General features: G+C 33.0%; 18 protein-coding genes. 7 read left to right on the top strand and 11 right to left on the bottom strand.

The window, feature by feature from the left end; all coding sequences use genetic code 11:
* Positions 1–62 precede the first annotated feature (62 nt).
* Positions 63–245, bottom strand: coding sequence for a CAL67264 family membrane protein (locus ACQY44_RS25610; protein ID WP_035680915.1), 183 nt, complete (start codon positions 243–245; stop codon positions 63–65).
* Between the two features lie 67 nt (positions 246–312).
* Positions 313–1,317 carry a DNA polymerase III subunit delta gene (gene holA / locus ACQY44_RS25615; RefSeq protein ID WP_428233100.1) on the bottom strand — a complete coding sequence of 335 codons (1,005 nt, stop codon included), beginning with the start codon at positions 1,315–1,317 and terminating at the stop codon, positions 313–315.
* Between the two features lie 96 nt (positions 1,318–1,413).
* Between holA and ACQY44_RS25620 the strand changes: the two genes are divergently transcribed.
* From ACQY44_RS25620 to ACQY44_RS25630, 3 genes are read left to right on the top strand one after another with little or no spacing between them, the layout of a single operon-like run.
* Positions 1,414–1,860, top strand: a complete 447-nt coding sequence (locus ACQY44_RS25620; RefSeq protein WP_428233101.1) for a type I restriction enzyme HsdR N-terminal domain-containing protein — start codon at positions 1,414–1,416, stop codon at positions 1,858–1,860.
* A 29-nt stretch (positions 1,861–1,889) separates the two neighbouring features.
* Positions 1,890–2,909 carry a glycosyltransferase family 2 protein gene (locus ACQY44_RS25625; RefSeq protein WP_428233102.1) on the top strand — a complete coding sequence of 340 codons (1,020 nt, stop codon included), beginning with the start codon at positions 1,890–1,892 and terminating at the stop codon, positions 2,907–2,909.
* A gap of 34 nt (positions 2,910–2,943) precedes the next feature.
* The gene (locus tag ACQY44_RS25630; RefSeq protein WP_428233103.1) at positions 2,944–3,777 is read left to right on the top strand and encodes an OmpA/MotB family protein; all 834 of its coding nucleotides are present in this window, start codon (positions 2,944–2,946) and stop codon (positions 3,775–3,777) included.
* Between the two features lie 205 nt (positions 3,778–3,982).
* Here ACQY44_RS25630 and ACQY44_RS25635 read toward each other — a convergent pair whose 3' ends face one another.
* The 4 genes from ACQY44_RS25635 to ACQY44_RS25650 form a co-directional block, all read right to left on the bottom strand.
* Positions 3,983–5,020 carry a carboxypeptidase-like regulatory domain-containing protein gene (locus ACQY44_RS25635; RefSeq protein WP_428233104.1) on the bottom strand — a complete coding sequence of 346 codons (1,038 nt, stop codon included), beginning with the start codon at positions 5,018–5,020 and terminating at the stop codon, positions 3,983–3,985.
* Positions 5,021–5,100: 80 nt separating this feature from the next.
* Positions 5,101–5,721: an L-threonylcarbamoyladenylate synthase gene (locus ACQY44_RS25640; RefSeq protein WP_428233105.1), complete on the bottom strand. Its 621-nt coding sequence runs from the start codon at positions 5,719–5,721 to the stop codon at positions 5,101–5,103.
* A gap of 224 nt (positions 5,722–5,945) precedes the next feature.
* Positions 5,946–8,285, bottom strand: coding sequence for an ATP-dependent helicase (locus ACQY44_RS25645; RefSeq protein ID WP_428233106.1), 2,340 nt, complete (start codon positions 8,283–8,285; stop codon positions 5,946–5,948).
* A 450-nt stretch (positions 8,286–8,735) separates the two neighbouring features.
* The gene (locus ACQY44_RS25650; protein WP_428233107.1) at positions 8,736–9,503 is read right to left on the bottom strand and encodes a sulfite exporter TauE/SafE family protein; all 768 of its coding nucleotides are present in this window, start codon (positions 9,501–9,503) and stop codon (positions 8,736–8,738) included.
* 123 nt (positions 9,504–9,626) lie between these two features.
* On the opposite strand from ACQY44_RS25650, the gene ACQY44_RS25655 reads away from it, so the two are divergent.
* A complete protein-coding gene (locus ACQY44_RS25655) occupies positions 9,627–10,148 on the top strand; it encodes a hypothetical protein (protein WP_428233108.1) in 522 nt (173 codons plus the stop codon).
* 15 nt (positions 10,149–10,163) lie between these two features.
* On the opposite strand, the gene ACQY44_RS25660 is transcribed toward ACQY44_RS25655, so the two are convergent.
* From ACQY44_RS25660 to ACQY44_RS25670, 3 genes are all read right to left on the bottom strand, one after another.
* On the bottom strand, positions 10,164–10,607 hold the full coding sequence (locus tag ACQY44_RS25660; RefSeq protein WP_428233109.1) for a hypothetical protein: 444 nt from the start codon (positions 10,605–10,607) through the stop codon (positions 10,164–10,166).
* A 23-nt stretch (positions 10,608–10,630) separates the two neighbouring features.
* Entirely contained in the window at positions 10,631–11,530 is a 900-nt protein-coding gene (locus tag ACQY44_RS25665; protein ID WP_428233110.1) for a patatin-like phospholipase family protein, read from the bottom strand.
* Between the two features lie 253 nt (positions 11,531–11,783).
* Positions 11,784–13,844: a M1 family aminopeptidase gene (locus tag ACQY44_RS25670; protein WP_428233111.1), complete on the bottom strand. Its 2,061-nt coding sequence runs from the start codon at positions 13,842–13,844 to the stop codon at positions 11,784–11,786.
* A 94-nt stretch (positions 13,845–13,938) separates the two neighbouring features.
* Between ACQY44_RS25670 and ACQY44_RS25675 the strand changes: the two genes are divergently transcribed.
* Positions 13,939–14,682 carry a diphthine--ammonia ligase gene (locus ACQY44_RS25675; RefSeq protein ID WP_428233112.1) on the top strand — a complete coding sequence of 248 codons (744 nt, stop codon included), beginning with the start codon at positions 13,939–13,941 and terminating at the stop codon, positions 14,680–14,682.
* Positions 14,683–14,711: 29 nt separating this feature from the next.
* On the top strand, positions 14,712–15,218 hold the full coding sequence (locus ACQY44_RS25680) for a hypothetical protein (protein WP_428233113.1): 507 nt from the start codon (positions 14,712–14,714) through the stop codon (positions 15,216–15,218).
* An 86-nt stretch (positions 15,219–15,304) separates the two neighbouring features.
* Here ACQY44_RS25680 and ACQY44_RS25685 read toward each other — a convergent pair whose 3' ends face one another.
* Positions 15,305–15,847: a DUF1697 domain-containing protein gene (locus ACQY44_RS25685; protein ID WP_428233114.1), complete on the bottom strand. Its 543-nt coding sequence runs from the start codon at positions 15,845–15,847 to the stop codon at positions 15,305–15,307.
* Positions 15,848–15,930: 83 nt separating this feature from the next.
* Positions 15,931–16,359: a hypothetical protein gene (locus tag ACQY44_RS25690; RefSeq protein ID WP_428233115.1), complete on the bottom strand. Its 429-nt coding sequence runs from the start codon at positions 16,357–16,359 to the stop codon at positions 15,931–15,933.
* 347 nt (positions 16,360–16,706) lie between these two features.
* Here ACQY44_RS25690 and recG point away from each other — a divergent pair, with 347 nt between their 5' ends.
* Positions 16,707–18,815, top strand: coding sequence for an ATP-dependent DNA helicase RecG (gene recG, locus ACQY44_RS25695; protein WP_428233116.1), 2,109 nt, complete (start codon positions 16,707–16,709; stop codon positions 18,813–18,815).
* Positions 18,816–18,997: the final 182 nt, after the last annotated feature.

Here is an 18,997-nt window from a genome sequence, read left to right on the forward strand (position 1 = left end):
TTATGATTCAACTTTATTAAAACTTCTATTGAAATTTATTTTTTTTACTGCTCTTAAAAAGATTAAACCCTGCCTTTTAAAGCATTAAAAACCCAGGCATTAGCAAAAAAACCAACACCAACAGCTACAAATCCCCAGCCAGAGACATCTCTGTATCTAAAAGCGCCAAGACCTATAAGTAACAATCCCATAAGTACCATTATAAAAGTAGCCCATCCTAAAACGGTATTTTTATTCATTCCCATAATTGTGTAATTATTATTTTAAAGTAGTAATTTTTTTAGAGACGCAAATATCGTGAATTTTCATGGCTTAATTAAATATTTTGTACAGCATTTCTTTTAATAAATCTGCCTGAGGCAAAGCATTCGCTCCTACACCTTTGCTTTTAAGGTCGACATCACGTAATGCTCCTACGATCTGGCTCACTTTTCGCATTGGGTAATTCTTTATCGCTAAATCATATTCTTTCAAAAAATAAGGATTCACGCCAATGACAGTTGCTACATTTTTAGGATTCTTATCTTTAAGTCCGTGATATTTTAGGAGCTGAATAAAAAATCCAAAGACCAATCCGGTTGTCATTACTAATGGATATTCTTTAGGATTATGCGCAAAATTCTCCGCAATTTTATAGGCTTTCAGTTGATTACGTTCCCCAATGGCTTTTCGAAGTTCGAATACATTATAGTCTTTACTAAAACCAATATTTTCTTCGATATGTTGCGGTGTAATTACAGTTCCTTGCGGCAAAATAATCTGTAATTTTTCGAGTTCATTATTGATTTTACTTAAATCTGTTCCCAAAAACTCCACTAACATAGCATTTGCTTTTGGATCAATGGTATATTTTTTTCCTGCAAGAACACGTTTTATCCAATCACCAACCTGATTTTCGTATAGTTTTTTGCTTTCGTAAACAACTCCGTTTTGCGCTAATAATTTGGTGACTTTTTTACGTTTATCGAGTGTTTTGTATTTATAACAAAAAACAAGAACCGTAGTTTCCATAGGATTATTCACGTAAGACTCTATTTTATCAATTGTTCTGGATAAATCCTGTGCTTCTTTTACGATAACAACCTGACGATCAGACATCATAGGATAGCGCTTGGCCGTTGAAACAATATCTTCTACAGAAACATCTCTACCATATAATACGGTTTGATTGAATCCTTTCTCTTCTTCTGAAAGTACATTCTGCTCAATATATTCTGACAATTTATCAATATAATAAGGCTCCTCACCCATCAAAAAATAAATTGGTTTTATATTCCCGGCCTTTATATCATTAACAATCTTTACAACTTCGTCCATTCAATATTTTGTTTCAGGTTTCAGGTTTCGGGTTTTGATTTCAATAACTTGAAACATTAAACTTTGAAACCTGAAACTATTTTATATTTTTGCGCTATGCAGCAACTCAATTTTCCCTCTTATACTTTCCGATTCAAAAATAGCGAAAATAAAGTGTCTATTTTTGATGAAATCAGGAAAAAATTTATCATTCTTACTCCAGAGGAATGGGTCCGTCAGCATGTGGTTCATTATTTAATTGATGAAAAAAAATACCCTAAATCGTTGATCAATGTTGAGAAAGTTTTAACAGTCAACGGATTAAGAAAAAGATACGATGTGGTGGTGTTTAATCCGGATGGTTCTATACATATATTGGTAGAGTGTAAAGCCCCTAGTGTAAAGATTTCGCAGGCAACTTTTGATCAGATTGCCCGTTATAACATGACAATGCAGGCACGGTTTTTGAATGTCACAAATGGTCTGAATCATTTTTATTGTCAAATGGATTTTGAAAACGAAAAATATGAGTTTTTAAGAAATTTGCCAGATTATAATGAATAAAATAATATTAAAAATTAATAAAATTACTGTTGGATAAAATTGCTGTTGTCATCTTAAATTGGAATGGAGTAAAATTGTTAGAGCAATTTTTACCCTCTGTTGTTCAGTTTTCGCAAGGAGCTCAAATATATGTTGCTGATAATGCTTCGACAGATGATTCTATCCATTTTATCAGGAAGAATTTCCCGACTATCAAGATCGTTCAAAACGATGGTAATTATGGTTTTGCAAAAGGTTATAATGATGCCTTGCAACATATTGATGCTGAAATTTATGCCTTAGTTAACTCAGATATTGAAGTAACTGAGAATTGGTTGAATCCCATTATTGAAAATTTCGATCAGGAAAAACAGACGGCTATTATTCAGCCTAAAATTCTTGACTTTAAAAACAAGGAATACTTTGAATATGCTGGTGCAGCCGGCGGATTCATTGATAAATATGGTTTCCCTTTTTGTCGCGGACGTGTTTTTGACACTATCGAAAAAGATAATGGACAATACAATGATAATTGTGAAGTATTTTGGGCTTCGGGAGCCTGTTTCTTTATCAGAAGTGAAGTGTATCATGAACTGGGAGGTTTTGATGAGTCGTTCTTTGCGCATCAGGAAGAAATTGATTTGTGCTGGCGTGCCGCAAATGAAGGGCATATTATCAAATACAATTCAGGATCAACAGTCTATCATGTTGGCGGAGCTACTTTGCAACAAGGAAATCCCAAAAAAACATATTTGAATTTTAGAAATTCATTATTAATGCTAGTCAAAAATTTACCCAAAAAAGGTTTATTTTTTGTTATTTTCTTCCGAATGATTTTGGACGGTGTCGCCGGAATCCGTTTTCTTACACAAGGAAAATTCAAACATGCATTTGCAATTTTGAACGCCCATTTTTCATTTTACTGTATATCTTTGAAATATCTTAGGAAGCGAAAAGATTTTCAAATACAACAATACTATACCGTGAAAAGTATCGTTTACTTGTATTACATAAAGAAATCGCTTGTTTTTAAAGAAATCTTTAACAGTAATCAAAATATTAAGAACTAAATTTGTAATCAACGTTTAATTAAATATAATACCTATGAGAAAAATAGTAATCGCACTATCAGTATTAATGGCCTTAACTTCGTGTGTATCGAAAAAGCAATACGCAGCATTAGAAGCTAAGAACAAAGAAACCCAAGATTTATTAAACTCCTGCACCGTAAAACTAAATTCTTGTTTAGAGGAAAAAGCAGGATTAGCGGCTACAGCTGAAAGCTATAAAGCACATAATCAAGACTTAATAAGTACTTCTAAAGACTTAACTGTTTTGACAACTAAAGGAGCAGAAAATCTTGAAAAATCTTTAGAAAGTTTAAAAGAGAAAGATTTAAAAATATCTAGATTACAAGATGCATTAACTAAAAAAGACAGTGTAACATTAGCTTTAGTTACTAGTTTGAAAGGTGCTGTTGGAATCAATGATCCGGATATCGAAATTAATGTAGAAAAAGGTGTTGTATTTATTTCTATCGCAGATAAATTGTTATTTAAAAGTGGTAGCTATGATGTAACGGATAAAGCTAAAGGTGTTTTGGCCAAAGTTGCAAAAGTAGTAAACGATAAACCAGATTTCGAATGTATGGTTGAAGGTCACACAGATAACGTTCCTTACAAAAGCAACGGGATTTTGTTAGACAACTGGGATTTAAGTGTTAAACGTTCTACATCTATTGTACGTGTATTGACGAATGATCTTGGTGTTAACCCTGCTAAACTAATTGCAGCTGGTAGAAGTTCTTATGTACCATTAGTTGCTAATGATACTCCAGACGACAGAGCCCGTAATAGAAGAACTCGTATTGTTGTTATGCCAAAAATCGATCAATTCTATGATATGATTGAAAAAGAAATGAAAAAACAAGCGAAATAATTTAAGTTTTTACATTCTGTATAAACATAAAAAGCAGGTCAATTGACCTGCTTTTTTGTATTCTTAACTTCCTTAATAACCAATTAAACAGAAATTAAGAATAACATTCTCTTTAAACTAACTAAATTTTAACTAATCTAAGTTAGTTATTTTATTTACAATATTACACAATTTCAGTTTTTTTTTACAAATAGCTATTTTAAAATTATTTTACCCCATAATTCAAAGGCAACATATCGCCTACCTTCTTTTCTGAAATTTTACCTGAAAAAAGTATACTTTCAATATTGGAGTTATTTCCATACTTGTAGATATAAAAACTATCCGTTTGAAAAGTAATCCTTGATGCTTCTCTTTTATTAAATGTAATATTGTAAGAAGCTACTATGTCTTTTACATTTAAATTTTCATTTTCTCCTTTTGGTCGCGGAATTACTTCAACTTTTACAAAATCTTCTTCTTTGCTCATTTTGAAACATTTAACAGGATCAAGATTGTCTACATCATTAAATAATAAAAATTTCTTTGCTCCCCAATCGTTATTGGCGAAATTTCTAAAAAATTGCACTTGTGAGCCTTGAAAAGCTTTTTCTCTTCTCTCCAAAATTTCAGGTGAACTACCAATTTCTTCAAAACGGCTTACTCCTCCGTAAAAGTTTTTAATAACATCTTTAGAACTAATACTTAATTTGTTAAAAGCAATTTCAAAAACCACTAATTCAAAATTTATTTTATATCCTAAAGAAGAATTTATAATAGACAAGGGCTTATCTGAAGAAGCTCTAAAAATGAATTTTTCTTTATCGTATTTAAATTGGAGATCATCTTCATTATTTATTACAGCGGATTTTGCGTTATCGGTTTTGCCTAAAAAGTATTCTCTAAACAATTTTAATTTCTGAGCCCGGGTAAACAATTCGTTTCTATTAATAACAACTTCCTTAAGTTCATTCTTTGAAATTGTCATTGCAATGTTTAGCGGCTTGCCAGCATCCAGACCTGTAAGATATTCTGTTTGATATCCCATAAAACTTATTACCAAAATAGTATTGGTACCCGGTTCGTATTTTATAGTAAAATTTCCATTTGCATCGGAAATGGTAGAAATTGTAGTTCCGTCAAAATAAACATTAACACCTTCTAATGGGGTATTATCTTTGTTAGAAATCTTTCCTTTTAACGAATTCTGAGAAAATATCGGGGTAATGCAAAATAAAAAGAACAAAAAAATTATTTTTTTCATATAACAGAAATGGTTTGGTTAAATTATTAGCTAATTAACCAAACCATTTTTAATTATCCTAGATAATTAGTTATTTAATCTTACAAAATATCAATATCTCCTTTTCCTTCTCTTATAACTACCGGTTCAGAATCTGATAAGTCGATTATTGTCGAACCCACATTATCGCCATAACCACCATCGATAACAAGATCAACAAGATTTTGCCATTTTTCAAAAATCAATTCGGGATCTGTAGTATACTCAATTACATCGTCTTCATCGCGAATAGAAGTTGAAACTATTGGATTTCCTAATTGTTTCACTATTTCCAATACAATATTATTATCAGGAACACGGATACCAACTGTAGTTTTCTTTTTAAACTCTTTAGGCAAATTATTATTTCCCGGTAAGATAAAAGTATACGGACCAGGTAATGCTCTTTTTAAAATTTTAAAAGTCGATGTGTCAATCTGACGAACATAATCTGAAAGATTGCTTAAATCGTGACAAATAAAGGAGAAGTTAGCTTTTTCCAGCTTCACTCCCTTTATTTTTGCAATTTTTTCTAAGGCACGTGAATTGGTAATATCACAACCTAACCCGTAAACGGTATCTGTTGGGTAAATTACCAGCCCCCCGTTTTGAAGTACTTTTACCACTTTGGCAATTGCGGCTTCACTAGGTTTGTCAGGGTATATTTTTATGAACTCAGCCATTTTTTAGAATAAAGATGTTAGATTATAGAATAAAGACTACTCTTTACTCTTTTTATTTTTTTTAAGTAAATAACAACATTCCAATTGAAACAGATTTAATCTTAAATTTAAAAAAAACTTATTCTCTTGAAAAATAATAAAATTATGAAAGTCGAAAATCGAATCTTGTGATAAAAAATTGACTTTTTAAAATCTATTTTCTATCTTATTTTTTCTATTCTTTCCTATCCTACTACATCTAATTTAGCAAATCTTAATAACAATTTCTTGATTCCGCCAACTTCAAATTTTATTTCAGCTTTTTTATCAGCGCCCACACCTTCTAAATTTACCACTTCACCTTTCCCGAAACGTTCGTGCAGTACAATATTGCCAATAGTCAAACTATTATCGAACAAATTTGGTGCAGAACTATTCGGATTATTGCCGGCAACCGGTTTTAGTTTCCGAATATTTAAATCTGATTTGGGCTCATTATTTGTGTTATGTTTTACAGGAGGAGTTGACCCAATCGGTTTTGCCAAACGTAATTTTGATTTATCTACATCTCCAAAAATATCTCCGTCAATTGGTGATTTATATCGATAATTGGTTTCTGCAGGAGTCAAATATTCTAAATATTGTCCATCGATTTCTTCAATAAAACGTGATGGTTCGCTATCTGTCAATTTTCCCCAACGGTAACGTGATTGTGCGTAAGTCAAATAAGCCTGATGCTCTGCACGAGTTAAAGCTACGTAAAATAAACGACGTTCTTCCTCTAATTCACTACGAGTACTCATACTCATCGCGCTCGGAAACAGATCTTCTTCCATTCCCACCACAAAAACATGAGGGAATTCAAGTCCTTTTGCCAGGTGAATCGTCATTAATGCTACACGATCTTCATCAGAAGTGTCATTATCTAAATCAGTTGCAAGCGCTACATCTTCCATAAATTCAGATAAAGCTCCTCTTGCACCGTCAATTTCTTTTTGTCCTTCAGTAAAATCTTTTAAACCGTTTAAAAGTTCTTCTATATTCTGAATTTTCGCCATTCCTTCCGGAGTAGCATCTTTTTTTAGTTCCTGAACCAGTCCTGTTTTCTTCGCTACATAATCTGTAATGTAAAAAGCATCCTGATTTTGATCGATAACCTGAAAATTCTGAATCATCGTTACGAAGTCATTGATTTTATTTTTCGTTCCTGAATTTAATTTCAGGTCGATTTTATCAATATTGACCATCACTTCCCAAATAGAACGTTTGTAGTGATTAGCGGCAATTGTCAGTTTTTCAACGGTTGTATCTCCAATTCCACGTGCCGGATAATTGATTACACGAACCAATGCCTCTTCGTCTTTTGGGTTGATTACCAAACGCAAATAACACAAAACATCTTTAATTTCTTTACGTTGGTAGAATGATAATCCCCCATAAATTCGGTACGGAATATCTCGTTTTCTTAATGCGTCCTCCATGGCACGGGATTGTGCATTGGTACGGTATAAAATTGCAAATGAACCATTATGAAGCTGGTTCTGCATTTTTTGTTCAAAAATGGTACTTGCTACAAAACGACCTTCTTCAGCATCTGTTAAGCTTCGATGTACTTTAATTTTTTGACCAAAATCATTTGCTGTCCAAACTATTTTATCAAGTTTGGTTTTATTATGCTCCATTACAGTATTTGCTGCTTCAACAATGTTTCGGGTCGAACGATAGTTTTGCTCTAAACGAAACATTATTACGCCTTCATAATCTTTCTGGAAATTCAAAATATTATTAATATTCGCTCCACGGAAAGCATAAATACTCTGGGCATCGTCTCCGACGACACAAATATTCTGAAATTTATCCGATAATGCCCTTACAATCAAATATTGAGAGTGATTTGTATCCTGGTACTCATCAACCAAAATATAACGAAAACGGTTTTGATATTTCGCTAAAACTTCCGGAAAACGGGTCAGTAATTCATTTGTTTTTAATAACAAATCATCAAAATCCATTGCGCCTGCCTTAAAACAGCGCTCTACATATTGCTGATAAATTTCTCCTAATCTTGGTCTTTTTGCCATGGCATCAGCTTCAACCAATTCGGGATTATTAAAATATGCCTTTACCGTAATCAAACTGTTTTTATAGTTTGAGATACGTCCTAAAATTTGTTTTGGTTTATATACATCACGATCCAGCTGCATTTCTTTTATAATAGAAGAAATTAATCTCGCCGAATCCTGAGAATCGTAAATCGTAAAATTAGACGGATATCCCAAATGATCAGATTCTGCACGAAGAATACGCGCGAAAATCGAGTGAAAAGTTCCCATCCAAAGGTTTTTTGCCTCGGATGCACCCACAATATCAGAGATCCTGTGTTTCATCTCACGGGCTGCTTTATTGGTAAAAGTAAGCGACAAAATATTGAAAGCATCAATACCCTGGGCCATCAGATAAGCAATCCTAATTGTTAAAACACGTGTTTTTCCTGAACCTGCACCAGCAATAATAATCATTGGCCCGTCTTTCTTTAAAACAGGCTGTCTCTGTGCTTCATTGAGCTGGTCAATGTATTTTTGCATGAAATTTTTCTCCATAATTGATGCAAAAATAAGAATTATTGATTGAAATAGCTACTAAGTTGCTAAGGTTCTAAGTCGCTAATATTTTTTCTTTTTTTGTAGCAGAACAATTGGCTTTTTTTTTAGAAAAGTTGCTGAGCCGCAAAGTCACTAAGGCGCTAAGTTCTTTTTAATCTTAAAAACTTTTATAATTATTTCTATTGAATGACAAATAATTTAGACCATTTGATCTGGGGGTAATAAACTCAATCTTTTGATTTTAGAAGTTATACAGAGCTCGAAGTTTTTCTTTAAAATCCGAAAAATAGGTAATTCTACCTGCTTCTATATCTTCTTCGCTTTTTGCAATTCTTTTATCAATATCTCTAAACTATACCACGCAAAAAAAATCAGGTAAACCTTTTGGCTACAAAAAACTTAGAGCCTTAGCGACTCAGCATCTCAGAAACTTTATTTATAAAACACATCGTAAGCAAATCGAATCAACGTGCCTACAACCACAATCAAAAAGAAGACTCGAATAAAACCATTTCCTTTAGTTATAGCCAATTTAGCACCTATCCATCCACCCAGGCCATTACTAATTGCCATGGGAATTGCGATTGACCAAATGATTTTTCCTTTTATAGCGAACAAACAAATAGAGCCAAAATTAGTTGCGAGATTAACCATTTTAGCATTTGCGGAAGCGTGCAAGAAGTCAAAACCTAAAAGCGTAATAAAAGCAACCACAAAAAAACTTCCGGTTCCGGGACCAATAAATCCATCATAAAAGCCAACAATTATGCTAATCACAACGGCATACATAATTTGTGTTGTAGCCGAATGGTCTTTGGCAACATGCTGTCCGAAATTTTTCTTTGCATACGTATATATAAACAATAATGATAAAACCACAAGCAAAAGCGGTTTCATAAAATCATTACTCACCATGGTCAATAAAGTAGAACCTAAAAATGCAGATGGAACAGCCAGGCACATCATGATCAATAATAATTTCCATTGAATCACTACTTTTTTCAGATATTGAAAAGCGGCAAAAGCGGTTCCGGTAAAAGCCGGAATTTTTAAAGTTCCTACAACTGTCGAAACCGGTAAATTAGGCAGTAAAATCAATCCCATTGGGGTTTGTATCAATCCGCCACCACCCACAATAGCATCAATAAATCCTGCGGCAAAAGCAGCTAAACAAAGTAAAATGATGATATATGATTCCATTAATATTGTATTTCAGTCCCTTTTTAAAAGTTTTAGCAAAAGTAAACTTCCCTTTCTTTATTACAATAAATTTAAAGTGGATTTCTCCTCAAAAAGTATATTTTTGCTGAAAATTTAAACCAAATGGATTTTAATAAAATTATAGAGTTAGCCAGTTATACTTTACCGGCCATTGTTACCGGATTTGTGGCGTACAGTTTTTTTGAACTACACATTAAAAACAATGATAAAAAACGCAACTTTTTATTAAACAAAGAAGCGCATAAAGAATCTTTGCCAATACGTTTACAGGCTTATGAACGTATGACCTTATTTTTGGAACGTATTAATCTGACCAAATTATTGATCCGAATTGCGCCAATTTCAAACGAAAAGCACGATTATGAAAACTTCTTAATTGACCAAATCGAACATGAATTTGAACATAATTTGACACAACAAATTTACATGTCTGACGAATGCTGGACCATCATTACAACGGCTAAAAACTCAACCATACAAATCATCCGTAAAGCTGCTATGAGCGATCGTGTCGACAGTGGAGATAAATTACGTGAAGTTATCCTGAATGATTTATTAGAGAAACAATCACCAAGCAATGCTGCTTTGGGATATATTAAAAATGAGGTTTCAGAACTTTGGTAAAATCTGTTACACTTTTTAGTCCGGATATAGTATATTCAAAATTGTTTCTGTCCAATTTTCATCTGTTTCAGAAATTATAATGGTTTTGAATCCGTTTTTTTGCCCTTCCATTTCAACTCCAATTGAATCATCTACGTGTATATCAATGTTAAATAGTGGAGGGAACTTTGAGCAATGAATATTTTTTTTGCTAATTCTTCTGTTGTGTTTCTGTTGGTTTATTACAAAATCAACAGAAATTCCATAAGAATAAAACATCCACTTTATTCGTGATTCACTTCTGTACGAAGTTGTATAAATATAAATTTGATGTTTTTGTTTTTTTATTTCTTTAAATAGACTTATCGTTCCTTTTCTTATCCCTTCAATACCTAAAAATTGCTGCAATAAATTAGATTTTTCTAATTGGAAATTATTTTTAGATATTAACGTGTCGTCCAGATCAAAAGAAATTATCATATCTAATTCTTCCTATTCATTTGTTATCGATTATCACTCATAACCTCAGATTTATTCTGAGCATATTCATACCCTTGTTCCCACCATTCTTTCATGACTTCTTTATTAAAAATAAGGGCATTATCCGTCAGTTTAGTTGGGGTATAATATAAGTTAAGTTTTACATTTTTATTGTTTGCCATCAATTTTCCTATAGCAATATCATGTTTTTCAACCTGATCTAAGGCAATTCGGAACAGATCAATCATTAGAGAGAACGGGTTTTTACCAATGACGGTTTTGGTCATGTTTACTTCGGTTTCCAGGATAATGACGTCAATTTCGGTTGCGCCGCGATTTATAGCTTCACGGATAGGGACCAAACTTGAAAATCCACCATCACCATATTCGTAATTATTTTTTTCTACCAAACTCATAAACGGAACATAATTACTGGAAATCCAGGACCAATCACAGAATTCCTCATAGGTACAGTCTTTTACCGATTTATATTCCGATTCATTCTTAGTAAAATTTGTTACTGTAACCACGACATCACTTTTGAGTTTCTTAAGATTATTAAAATCTGATAGTGAAAAGTTTGCTTTAATATATTTGCGTAACCCTTTGCTTTCGCCAAAAGTTCTTTTTCCTTTAAAAAATTGACGTAAAACGTTGAAATGATTGATTGTCACAATATCAATTCCATCTTTGACTTTGATTACAAATGGGCAAATATTAAAAATCCCACTCATTGTAACATTGGTATAAATGGAGTGAATTTGTTTAATATGACCAAGCGCTAAATGCGGAATAAGCAAGCTTCCTGTCGAAGTTCCCAGAAACAAATCGTATTTGTGATTCTTTTCTTCTATTAGATACTGCGCTACGCCCCCGGCAAATGCGCCTTTACTTCCTCCACCAGAAATAACCAATGCTCTCATAAATATATTGTAGGTTTTGTTTTTTGGAAAAAGAATCAAGAATCAAGAAAATAGACCAAATAATCTATCCTCTTTCTTCTATCCTCTTTCTTCTATCCTCTTTCTTCTATCCTCTTTCTTCTATCCTCTTTCTTCTATCCTCTTTCTTCTATCCTCTTTCTTCTATCCTCTTTCTTCTATTCTCTTTCTTCTATTCTCTTTCTTCTATTCTCTTTATTCTATTCTCTTTATTCTATTCTCTTTCTTCTATAAATCACTCTCTCAGCAAACGATTCAATTGAAACTGTTCATCGGGGTTCAAATTACTCAAAATTCTTTCAAACGAAGCACGCATTTCAGAATTTTTTAATAAAAGCCGAATTGAATCTCTGCCAAATTTAGAAAATTGCCACATATGATGTGTTGTTGCATTTACTAAATTCGTCAATACCTGATCGTTTATAATTTTAAAAGATAATAATTTTTCAAGTGCATTTTGTCGGGTTGTAGCTTCATATTTTGTAGACGAAAAAGAAATTAATTCTTCAATCAGGGCTTCTGGATTGTCGCTGTAGTCAGGAGTTGATAATGCCAATGATAGCCATAATGTTCGAAGATTAAAATCGTTAAAACCAATCCAGTTTTTAGATTCATTCAGATATTGGACTCTATGATCCGGAAAATTTTTCCATAAATAATACAAAGCAATTTCCTGGGTTTGATACGACCTGTCATTCAGTAAAGTTTCGTAACTAGTTCTAAAATCTTCCGGAATCTTAGGCAAAGAAGCTGCAACAGCCTGTCTGATTTGCAAGTTGTTTGTCTGTAAAGCTATTCGCAAAAGTTCTTTTTTAGCTTCGTATTTTTCAGGTTCTAATTGGCTTACGATTGCTTCTTTTACCGTTTCGTAAACATTAGATTCTAAAGTCTTTCTTAAAAATTCTTCTTTCTCTGCGAAAGGAGTCTTCTTTAGTCTGTCAACTTCCAGTCGAACCTGAATTGCTTTATTTTTGCTCAATAAGGCATTCGCTGTCGGCGTATCAAAAGCAGTTGATTCTAACCATGTTTTCTGAAATTTATCCAAATCAAAATCAGATACTTTTTTAATTTCATCAAAGAAGTTTTGCGTATTCACGGTTTGATAAGCATATTTTTTTAAATAACTCTTTACAGCTTTTTTGAATGCCTTATCACCAATTGATTCATGCAAAACAAACAATGCCCAAGCGCCTTTTTCGTAAAAAGTCAACGAACTCGCTTTGGCATTCAAGACCGGAATAGTATCCGTTCTGGATGCAAACTTTATCTGTTGCGCTGTCTGATACAATTTCGAATAGAAAAAATCATCCCCGTAAATCTCTCTTTCTGCCAATGCTGCATAATAGGTTGCAAAACCTTCCTGAAGCCAATGATGCGTGCTGCTTTCGGCTGTAATTAAATCTCCAAACCAATGGTGTGCCAATTCATGTGCATCAACATTTGTATAATTACGATCTTCAAAACCTATTGAATCTACCACATAACGTGTTGCAAAAAGAGTTGTTGTCGTATTTTCCATTCCCGCATATAAGAAATCGCGAACCGGAATTTCCCTGTAAACTTCCCAAGGATACTTTACTCCTATTTCCTTCTCTAAAAAATCAAAAATACGTTTTGAGTATCTGTAAGTTGGCTCAAACCTATTTGCATCTTTATTTTCCAGATAATATTCTAACGGAATTTTAGATTTTGCTTTAAATTCTTTTTTATCATATTTTCCAATAGCCAGCATTAATAAATAAGAACTCATTGGATTTTCCATTTGGTATTGCCAATGAACTGAATTTCCATCTGTTTTCTTTTCTTTTAATACTCCATTCGAAACGACCTGATACTCTTTATTATAACTGATCCCCAGACTAAAGATTACTTTTTCGTTTACATCGTCAAAACTCGGAAACCAGTTACTGGTATACCTACCCTGTCCCTGTGTCCAGATTTGCACTTCAGAGTTTTCAATAGCAACAAAATATAAAGCTTGTTTGGGTTTAACCGAATATTCAAAAGTCAAATGATTTTCTCCTTTTTGAAAATTACCAATAATTTGCAATTCCTTTCCTGTATTGATAAAAACAGCCTCTTTCTGATCGATCTGAACACGAGAAAATTCCATGTTTTTAGCATCAATTTTAATGGTATCTACAGGTTTTAAAACCTTAAACTGATAATCCACAGTTCCTGAAACTGATTTTTCGGTTGCGTTTAATTTCAATTGCCCGTTAACCGATTTAAAATCGATAAATTGAGTTTGTTGTGCAAATCCGAAACTGGTAATAAATAGAAAGATGTATTTCATTGAAATAAATTTGAAGGCAAAAAACCAAAGTTACAAAGGTTTCACTAACAAATCGAATGAAATTTGTAAGTTTACCATAGAAAATTATAACAACGTGTCAACACTTAAAAAAGCCTTGTTTAACTGGAGCAGCGGAAAAGATTCTGCTTTAGCATTATACAAAACATTACAAAATCCTGATTTTAAAATCGAATATTTATTAACGAGCGTAAACCAGCAATTTCAACGAATTTCAATGCACGGCGTTCGTGTTGAATTACTTGAAGCGCAAGCTAAAAGTATTGGTATGCCTCTTAAAATAATGCAAATTCCAGAAATGCCAACCATGGAAGTGTATGAAGATGTGATGACTGAAACTTTAACTGAATTAAAAAACGAAGGCATTACGCATTCTGTTTTTGGTGACATTTTTCTGGAAGATTTACGTAAATATCGTGAAGATCAATTGGCAAGAATTGACTTTGAAGGTGTTTTTCCACTTTGGAAAATTCCAACGCAGGATCTTATTCGGGAATTTATTTTGTTAGGTTTTAAAACCATTGTTGTTTGCGTAAACGAACGTTATTTAGACAAAAGTTTTGTTGGCCGTGTAATTGATCAGGATTTTATCAATGATTTGCCTGAAAATGTAGATGTTTGCGGTGAAAATGGGGAATTTCATACTTTTACTTTTGATGGTCCCATTTTTTCAGCACCTATAGCTTTTGAAATTGGAGAAATCGTTTATCGTAAATATGAAAAACCTAAAACTACGGATGCATCCAATACTGCTTGCGATACCAATACAAATGATGCTTTTGACTTTGGATTTTGGTATTGTGATTTAATTCAGAATTAAAATATTAATTTTATTCCAAACATATTGATATGCCAACAAAAGAGGTCAGCCTGGAGATAAAAAAAGTTATCCTGTTCTTAAATGAAATAGGGATTGATATAATTGAAAAAGAATTGGACGGCACTTTTTTACCCGGATTAAGTTTAGGTCCAAATTGCATCTATATCGATTATGATAAATTATTATATCCGGGAGATATTTTGCATGAAGCGGGACATTTAGCTGTTACAACTTCTTCTGAAAGAAAAATAGCAGGTACAAGTGAAATGTCCCCCGAATGGCCTACTCAGTCTGAAGAAATAGGTGCTATTTTATGGTCATTTGCTGCTGCAAATCATTTGCAATTACCACTTGATTTTGTATTTCATCCTAATGGCTACAAAGACGAATCAGATTGGTTTATTTCTAATTTTAGTGATAAAAATTATATTGGTTTGCCTTTTCTGGAATGGATTGGGCTTTGTGTGGGCAAAGATCGTGCTCTTAAAGAAGGAAAAGAACCTTTTCCGATCATGCAAAAATGGTTGAGGGATTAATCTATAAATTAGAAAATGAGTCAATTGGGTAATTTTATTATCATAATTTTAAAACTATCCAATTGACTCATTTTCTAATTGGCTAATTATTCTCCATACATTTCAAGTAAATTCGTCACTGTATTCCAATTTCTGATGGTTGCTGTGACATTCAGTTTTTTCTCAATGTATTTTTGATCAAATCTTGTTTTTCCTGCGCCAACAGCATATTTAATAAAGATTCTGTTTCCGTCAATACTCGCTTCATCAGGTTTGAACTGACTGATTTTTAAATCGTTTATATTTTCACTTTTCAGGGCAACAGAAACAAAAGCAACGTAAAGTTTTTTAGTATCTGCATCTTTTTCGTTTAAAAAAGGACTGTTCTTAAAACACAATTGCAGATCTTCTTTTGTAATAACAATCGTAGGAACTTCATGTCCAAAAACCTTGAAAATTTCCTGTTTGATCATAAAGCCCACTTTCGAAGCGCTTTCCTCTTGGGAATCAACAAAAACATTTCCGGATTGCAAATAAGTGCGTACGTTTTGAAATCCGATATTTTCTAACATCGTTTTCAAAGCTTCCATCTTCATCATATTGTGACCGGAAACATTAATTCCTCTTAAAAGTGCTAAATGTGTTGTCATTTTTTCAAAAATTAAATAAAAAAACAAAGAGCATTTAATTATTTAAATACTCTTTATTTTTCTGCAAACTTAAAGCTTTTTTACTATTCTTTTTTAAAAATCAAACCCCAGCCGTCGCAATTTTGCCAGTCACTTGCTAATGTGTTGTCTTTATTAAGATGAAGATTTTCAGTTTGGTGCCCGTTGCAACTTTCGACTATGGAGCTGCTTTCTTTATAATTTAACTCGAAAAGGGTTTCGTTAGGAGGTGTAGTAATTTTAAATGTCCCAACGGCTGTTATAGTTGTATTATTTTCAGTCTTTGTTTTCGAAAATGTTCCGTCAGTATTAAAAATATAGGTCTCCTTCCATGCCATATTAGAAGTGGTATTGGTTACAAAATTACCAGTTATTTTTACTAAAGTCCATTTTCCGTAATACTCAGTTTCGACAGAAGATGAGGATTTTACATTATCACTTGAACAAGAAACAAGACTTAACATTAGAATGCAGATAATTACTAGTTTTTTCATTTATTTTTGGTTTTTTAAGTATTAATATACTTAATAGATTGTCATTGTGTTAAATGGTTGCGTTAATTTTCAACTAAAGTTATAAGAAACACTTATTTATTTTTCATACCAATGAAGACGGGCTTTGCGATCCGAATAAAAATAATTAAAATCATCCGGAAAACAGATAAGTAATCTTTTAAAGACTTTATTTCGAAAACAAATAACACTTTCAAATTTCCCAATTAAAATCTATCTTCGCTTAGCAAAAGAAAAGAGAACATAGAGCAAAGAATATAGAGCAAAATCTTTTTCTTTACTCTATATTCTTTATTCTTCAGTCAACAATCTAAACTTTAAAATTTTTAATGTCTAATAATCTGCTTGAAACTCCGATAGAATACCTGAAAGGCGTTGGCCCCAGTCGTGGTCAGTTGCTGCGCAAGGAATTAGGAATTCATAAATACGGAGATTTAGTTAATTTTTTTCCGAACAGATACATTGACAGAACCCGCTATTACAAGATTAATGAACTGCAAAATACAGGTTCTGAAGTTCAGATTATCGGAAAAATCATCAACATAAAAACGGTTGAGTTTGCTAAAAACAAAAAGCGTCTGGTGGCTACTTTTGTAGATGACACGGGCCAAATTGACCTGAATTGGTTTCAGGGCCATAAATGGATTCGTGAAAGCTTAAAACTCAATGAAGTTTGTGTGATTTTTGGAAAATGCTCTTTGTACGGAAGTCAGTTTAGCATGGCACATCCTGAAATTGAATTGTTGAGCGAGCACGAAAAAAGCCTTCGTTCCGCTATGCAGCCCGTTTATCCTTCAACCGAAACATTGACCAATCGTGGAATTTCAAACCGAACCATTAATAAGTTAATGGAACAATTGTTTCTTGAAACCCATGCATTATTTACAGAAACTTTCCCGGCATATCTGATTGAAGAATTAAAGCTAATCTCGAAAAGAGCTGCTTTGTTCAATATCCATTTCCCAAAAAATGCTGACGCTCTGGCGAAAGCCCAATTTAGATTGAAATTTGAAGAATTGTTCTTTATTCAATTGCAATTGATTACCAAAAACCTGATTCGGAAACACAAAATAAAAGGGTATCCTTTTTCAAAAGTGGGTGAATTTTTTAATGATTTTTATCAGAATCATTTACCGTTTCAACTTACAAACGCTCAAAAAAGAGTGGTCAAAGAAATCCGTTCGGACATGGGAAGTAATGCCCAAATGAATCGATTGTTACAAGGGGATGTAGGTTCAGGAAAAACGATTGTAGCTTTTTTAAGTATGCTGCTCGCTATAGACAATGGCTTTCAGGCTTGTCTGATGGCGCCTACTGAAATTCTTGCCAATCAGCATTTTATTGGCTTATCAGAGCTGGCTGAAACATTAAACATCAACATAAAAATCCTTACGGGTTCCTCTAAAATCACAGCCCGAAGAGTCATTCATGAAGAACTTGAAAACGGAAGCTTGCATATTATAATAGGTACTCACGCTTTATTAGAAGACAAAGTAAAATTCAAAAACTTAGGCTTGGCTGTAATTGATGAGCAACATCGATTTGGAGTTGAACAAAGGTCTAAATTGTGGAAGAAAAATGAAATTCCACCACACGTTCTGGTTATGACCGCCACTCCTATTCCGAGAACTTTAGCGATGAGTTTGTATGGCGATTTAGACATCTCAGTAATTGATGAATTACCACCTGGCAGAAAACCAATTCAAACTGTACATCGTTTTGATAGTAATCGTTTGAAAGTATGGAAATTCCTGAGAGACGAAATTGCGCTGGGAAGACAAATCTATATTGTTTATCCGCTGATTCAGGAATCAGAAAAAATGGATTATAAAGATTTAATGGACGGTTACGAAAGTATCTCGCGTGACTTTCCATTGCCTCAATATTCGATTTCAATATTACACGGAAAAATGAAACCGGCAGATAAAGATGCAGAAATGAAACGCTTTTCTGAGGGTAAAACCAATATAATGGTTGCAACAACTGTAATTGAAGTTGGTGTTAACGTACCGAATGCCAGTGTAATGATTATCGAAAGTGCTGAACGTTTTGGATTATCCCAGTTACACCAGTTGCGTGGTCGCGTAGGTCGTGGTGCTGAACAAAGTTATTGCATTTTGATGACAAGCCATAAATTGAGCGCTGACAGTAAAACAAGAATGGAGACCATGGTTCAGACGAATGATGGTTTCGAAATTGCCGAAGTTGATCTTAAACTTCGTGGTCCCGGAGATTTAATGGGAACGCAACAAAGCGGTGTTTTAAATCTTCAAATTGCTGATATCGTACGTGACAGGGATATTTTAAGTTTAGCCCGAAATTATGCCATGAAAATTTTGAAAGAAGACGGGCCGTTGCAAAAACCGGAACACGCTATACTAAAAGCAGTTTTTATCGAATTGACGAAGAAAAAAAGCATTTGGAATTATATTAGTTAAAGATTTATAGCTTAAAAGTTTTAAAACTTCAATGAATTAAAAAACAGAACGTCTAAATATTTTATGAGTTAAAACATATAAAACAGCTACAATATTATCAGAAATTTCAAGGCTTCTATAATTAATTTGATTATTTTCAAAATAAATCAAACTTGCTTTAAACCTTTTTATCAAAAGCATGT

The sequence above is a fragment of the Flavobacterium sp. genome (genome assembly GCF_965277525.1).
GTDB lineage: Bacteria > Bacteroidota > Bacteroidia > Flavobacteriales > Flavobacteriaceae > Flavobacterium.

Excerpts from the sequence above, each read along its gene's own strand:
- ACQY44_RS25620 (WP_428233101.1), top strand. The coding sequence starts at position 1,414 with ATGCAGCAACTCAATTTTCCCTCTTATACTTTCCGATTCAAAAATAGC.
- ACQY44_RS25640 (WP_428233105.1), bottom strand. The coding sequence starts at position 5,721 with ATGGCTGAGTTCATAAAAATATACCCTGACAAACCTAGTGAAGCCGCA.
- ACQY44_RS25650 (WP_428233107.1), bottom strand. The coding sequence starts at position 9,503 with ATGGAATCATATATCATCATTTTACTTTGTTTAGCTGCTTTTGCCGCA.
- recG (WP_428233116.1), top strand. The coding sequence starts at position 16,707 with ATGTCTAATAATCTGCTTGAAACTCCGATAGAATACCTGAAAGGCGTT.
- ACQY44_RS25685 (WP_428233114.1), bottom strand. The coding sequence starts at position 15,847 with ATGACAACACATTTAGCACTTTTAAGAGGAATTAATGTTTCCGGTCAC.
- ACQY44_RS25630 (WP_428233103.1), top strand. The coding sequence starts at position 2,944 with ATGAGAAAAATAGTAATCGCACTATCAGTATTAATGGCCTTAACTTCG.
- ACQY44_RS25645 (WP_428233106.1), bottom strand. The coding sequence starts at position 8,285 with ATGCAAAAATACATTGACCAGCTCAATGAAGCACAGAGACAGCCTGTT.
- ACQY44_RS25655 (WP_428233108.1), top strand. The coding sequence starts at position 9,627 with ATGGATTTTAATAAAATTATAGAGTTAGCCAGTTATACTTTACCGGCC.
- ACQY44_RS25680 (WP_428233113.1), top strand. The coding sequence starts at position 14,712 with ATGCCAACAAAAGAGGTCAGCCTGGAGATAAAAAAAGTTATCCTGTTC.
- ACQY44_RS25635 (WP_428233104.1), bottom strand. The coding sequence starts at position 5,020 with ATGAAAAAAATAATTTTTTTGTTCTTTTTATTTTGCATTACCCCGATA.
- ACQY44_RS25660 (WP_428233109.1), bottom strand. The coding sequence starts at position 10,607 with ATGATAATTTCTTTTGATCTGGACGACACGTTAATATCTAAAAATAAT.
- ACQY44_RS25670 (WP_428233111.1), bottom strand. The coding sequence starts at position 13,844 with ATGAAATACATCTTTCTATTTATTACCAGTTTCGGATTTGCACAACAA.
- holA (WP_428233100.1), bottom strand. The coding sequence starts at position 1,317 with ATGGACGAAGTTGTAAAGATTGTTAATGATATAAAGGCCGGGAATATA.
- ACQY44_RS25665 (WP_428233110.1), bottom strand. The coding sequence starts at position 11,530 with ATGAGAGCATTGGTTATTTCTGGTGGAGGAAGTAAAGGCGCATTTGCC.
- ACQY44_RS25610 (WP_035680915.1), bottom strand. The coding sequence starts at position 245 with ATGGGAATGAATAAAAATACCGTTTTAGGATGGGCTACTTTTATAATG.
- ACQY44_RS25690 (WP_428233115.1), bottom strand. The coding sequence starts at position 16,359 with ATGAAAAAACTAGTAATTATCTGCATTCTAATGTTAAGTCTTGTTTCT.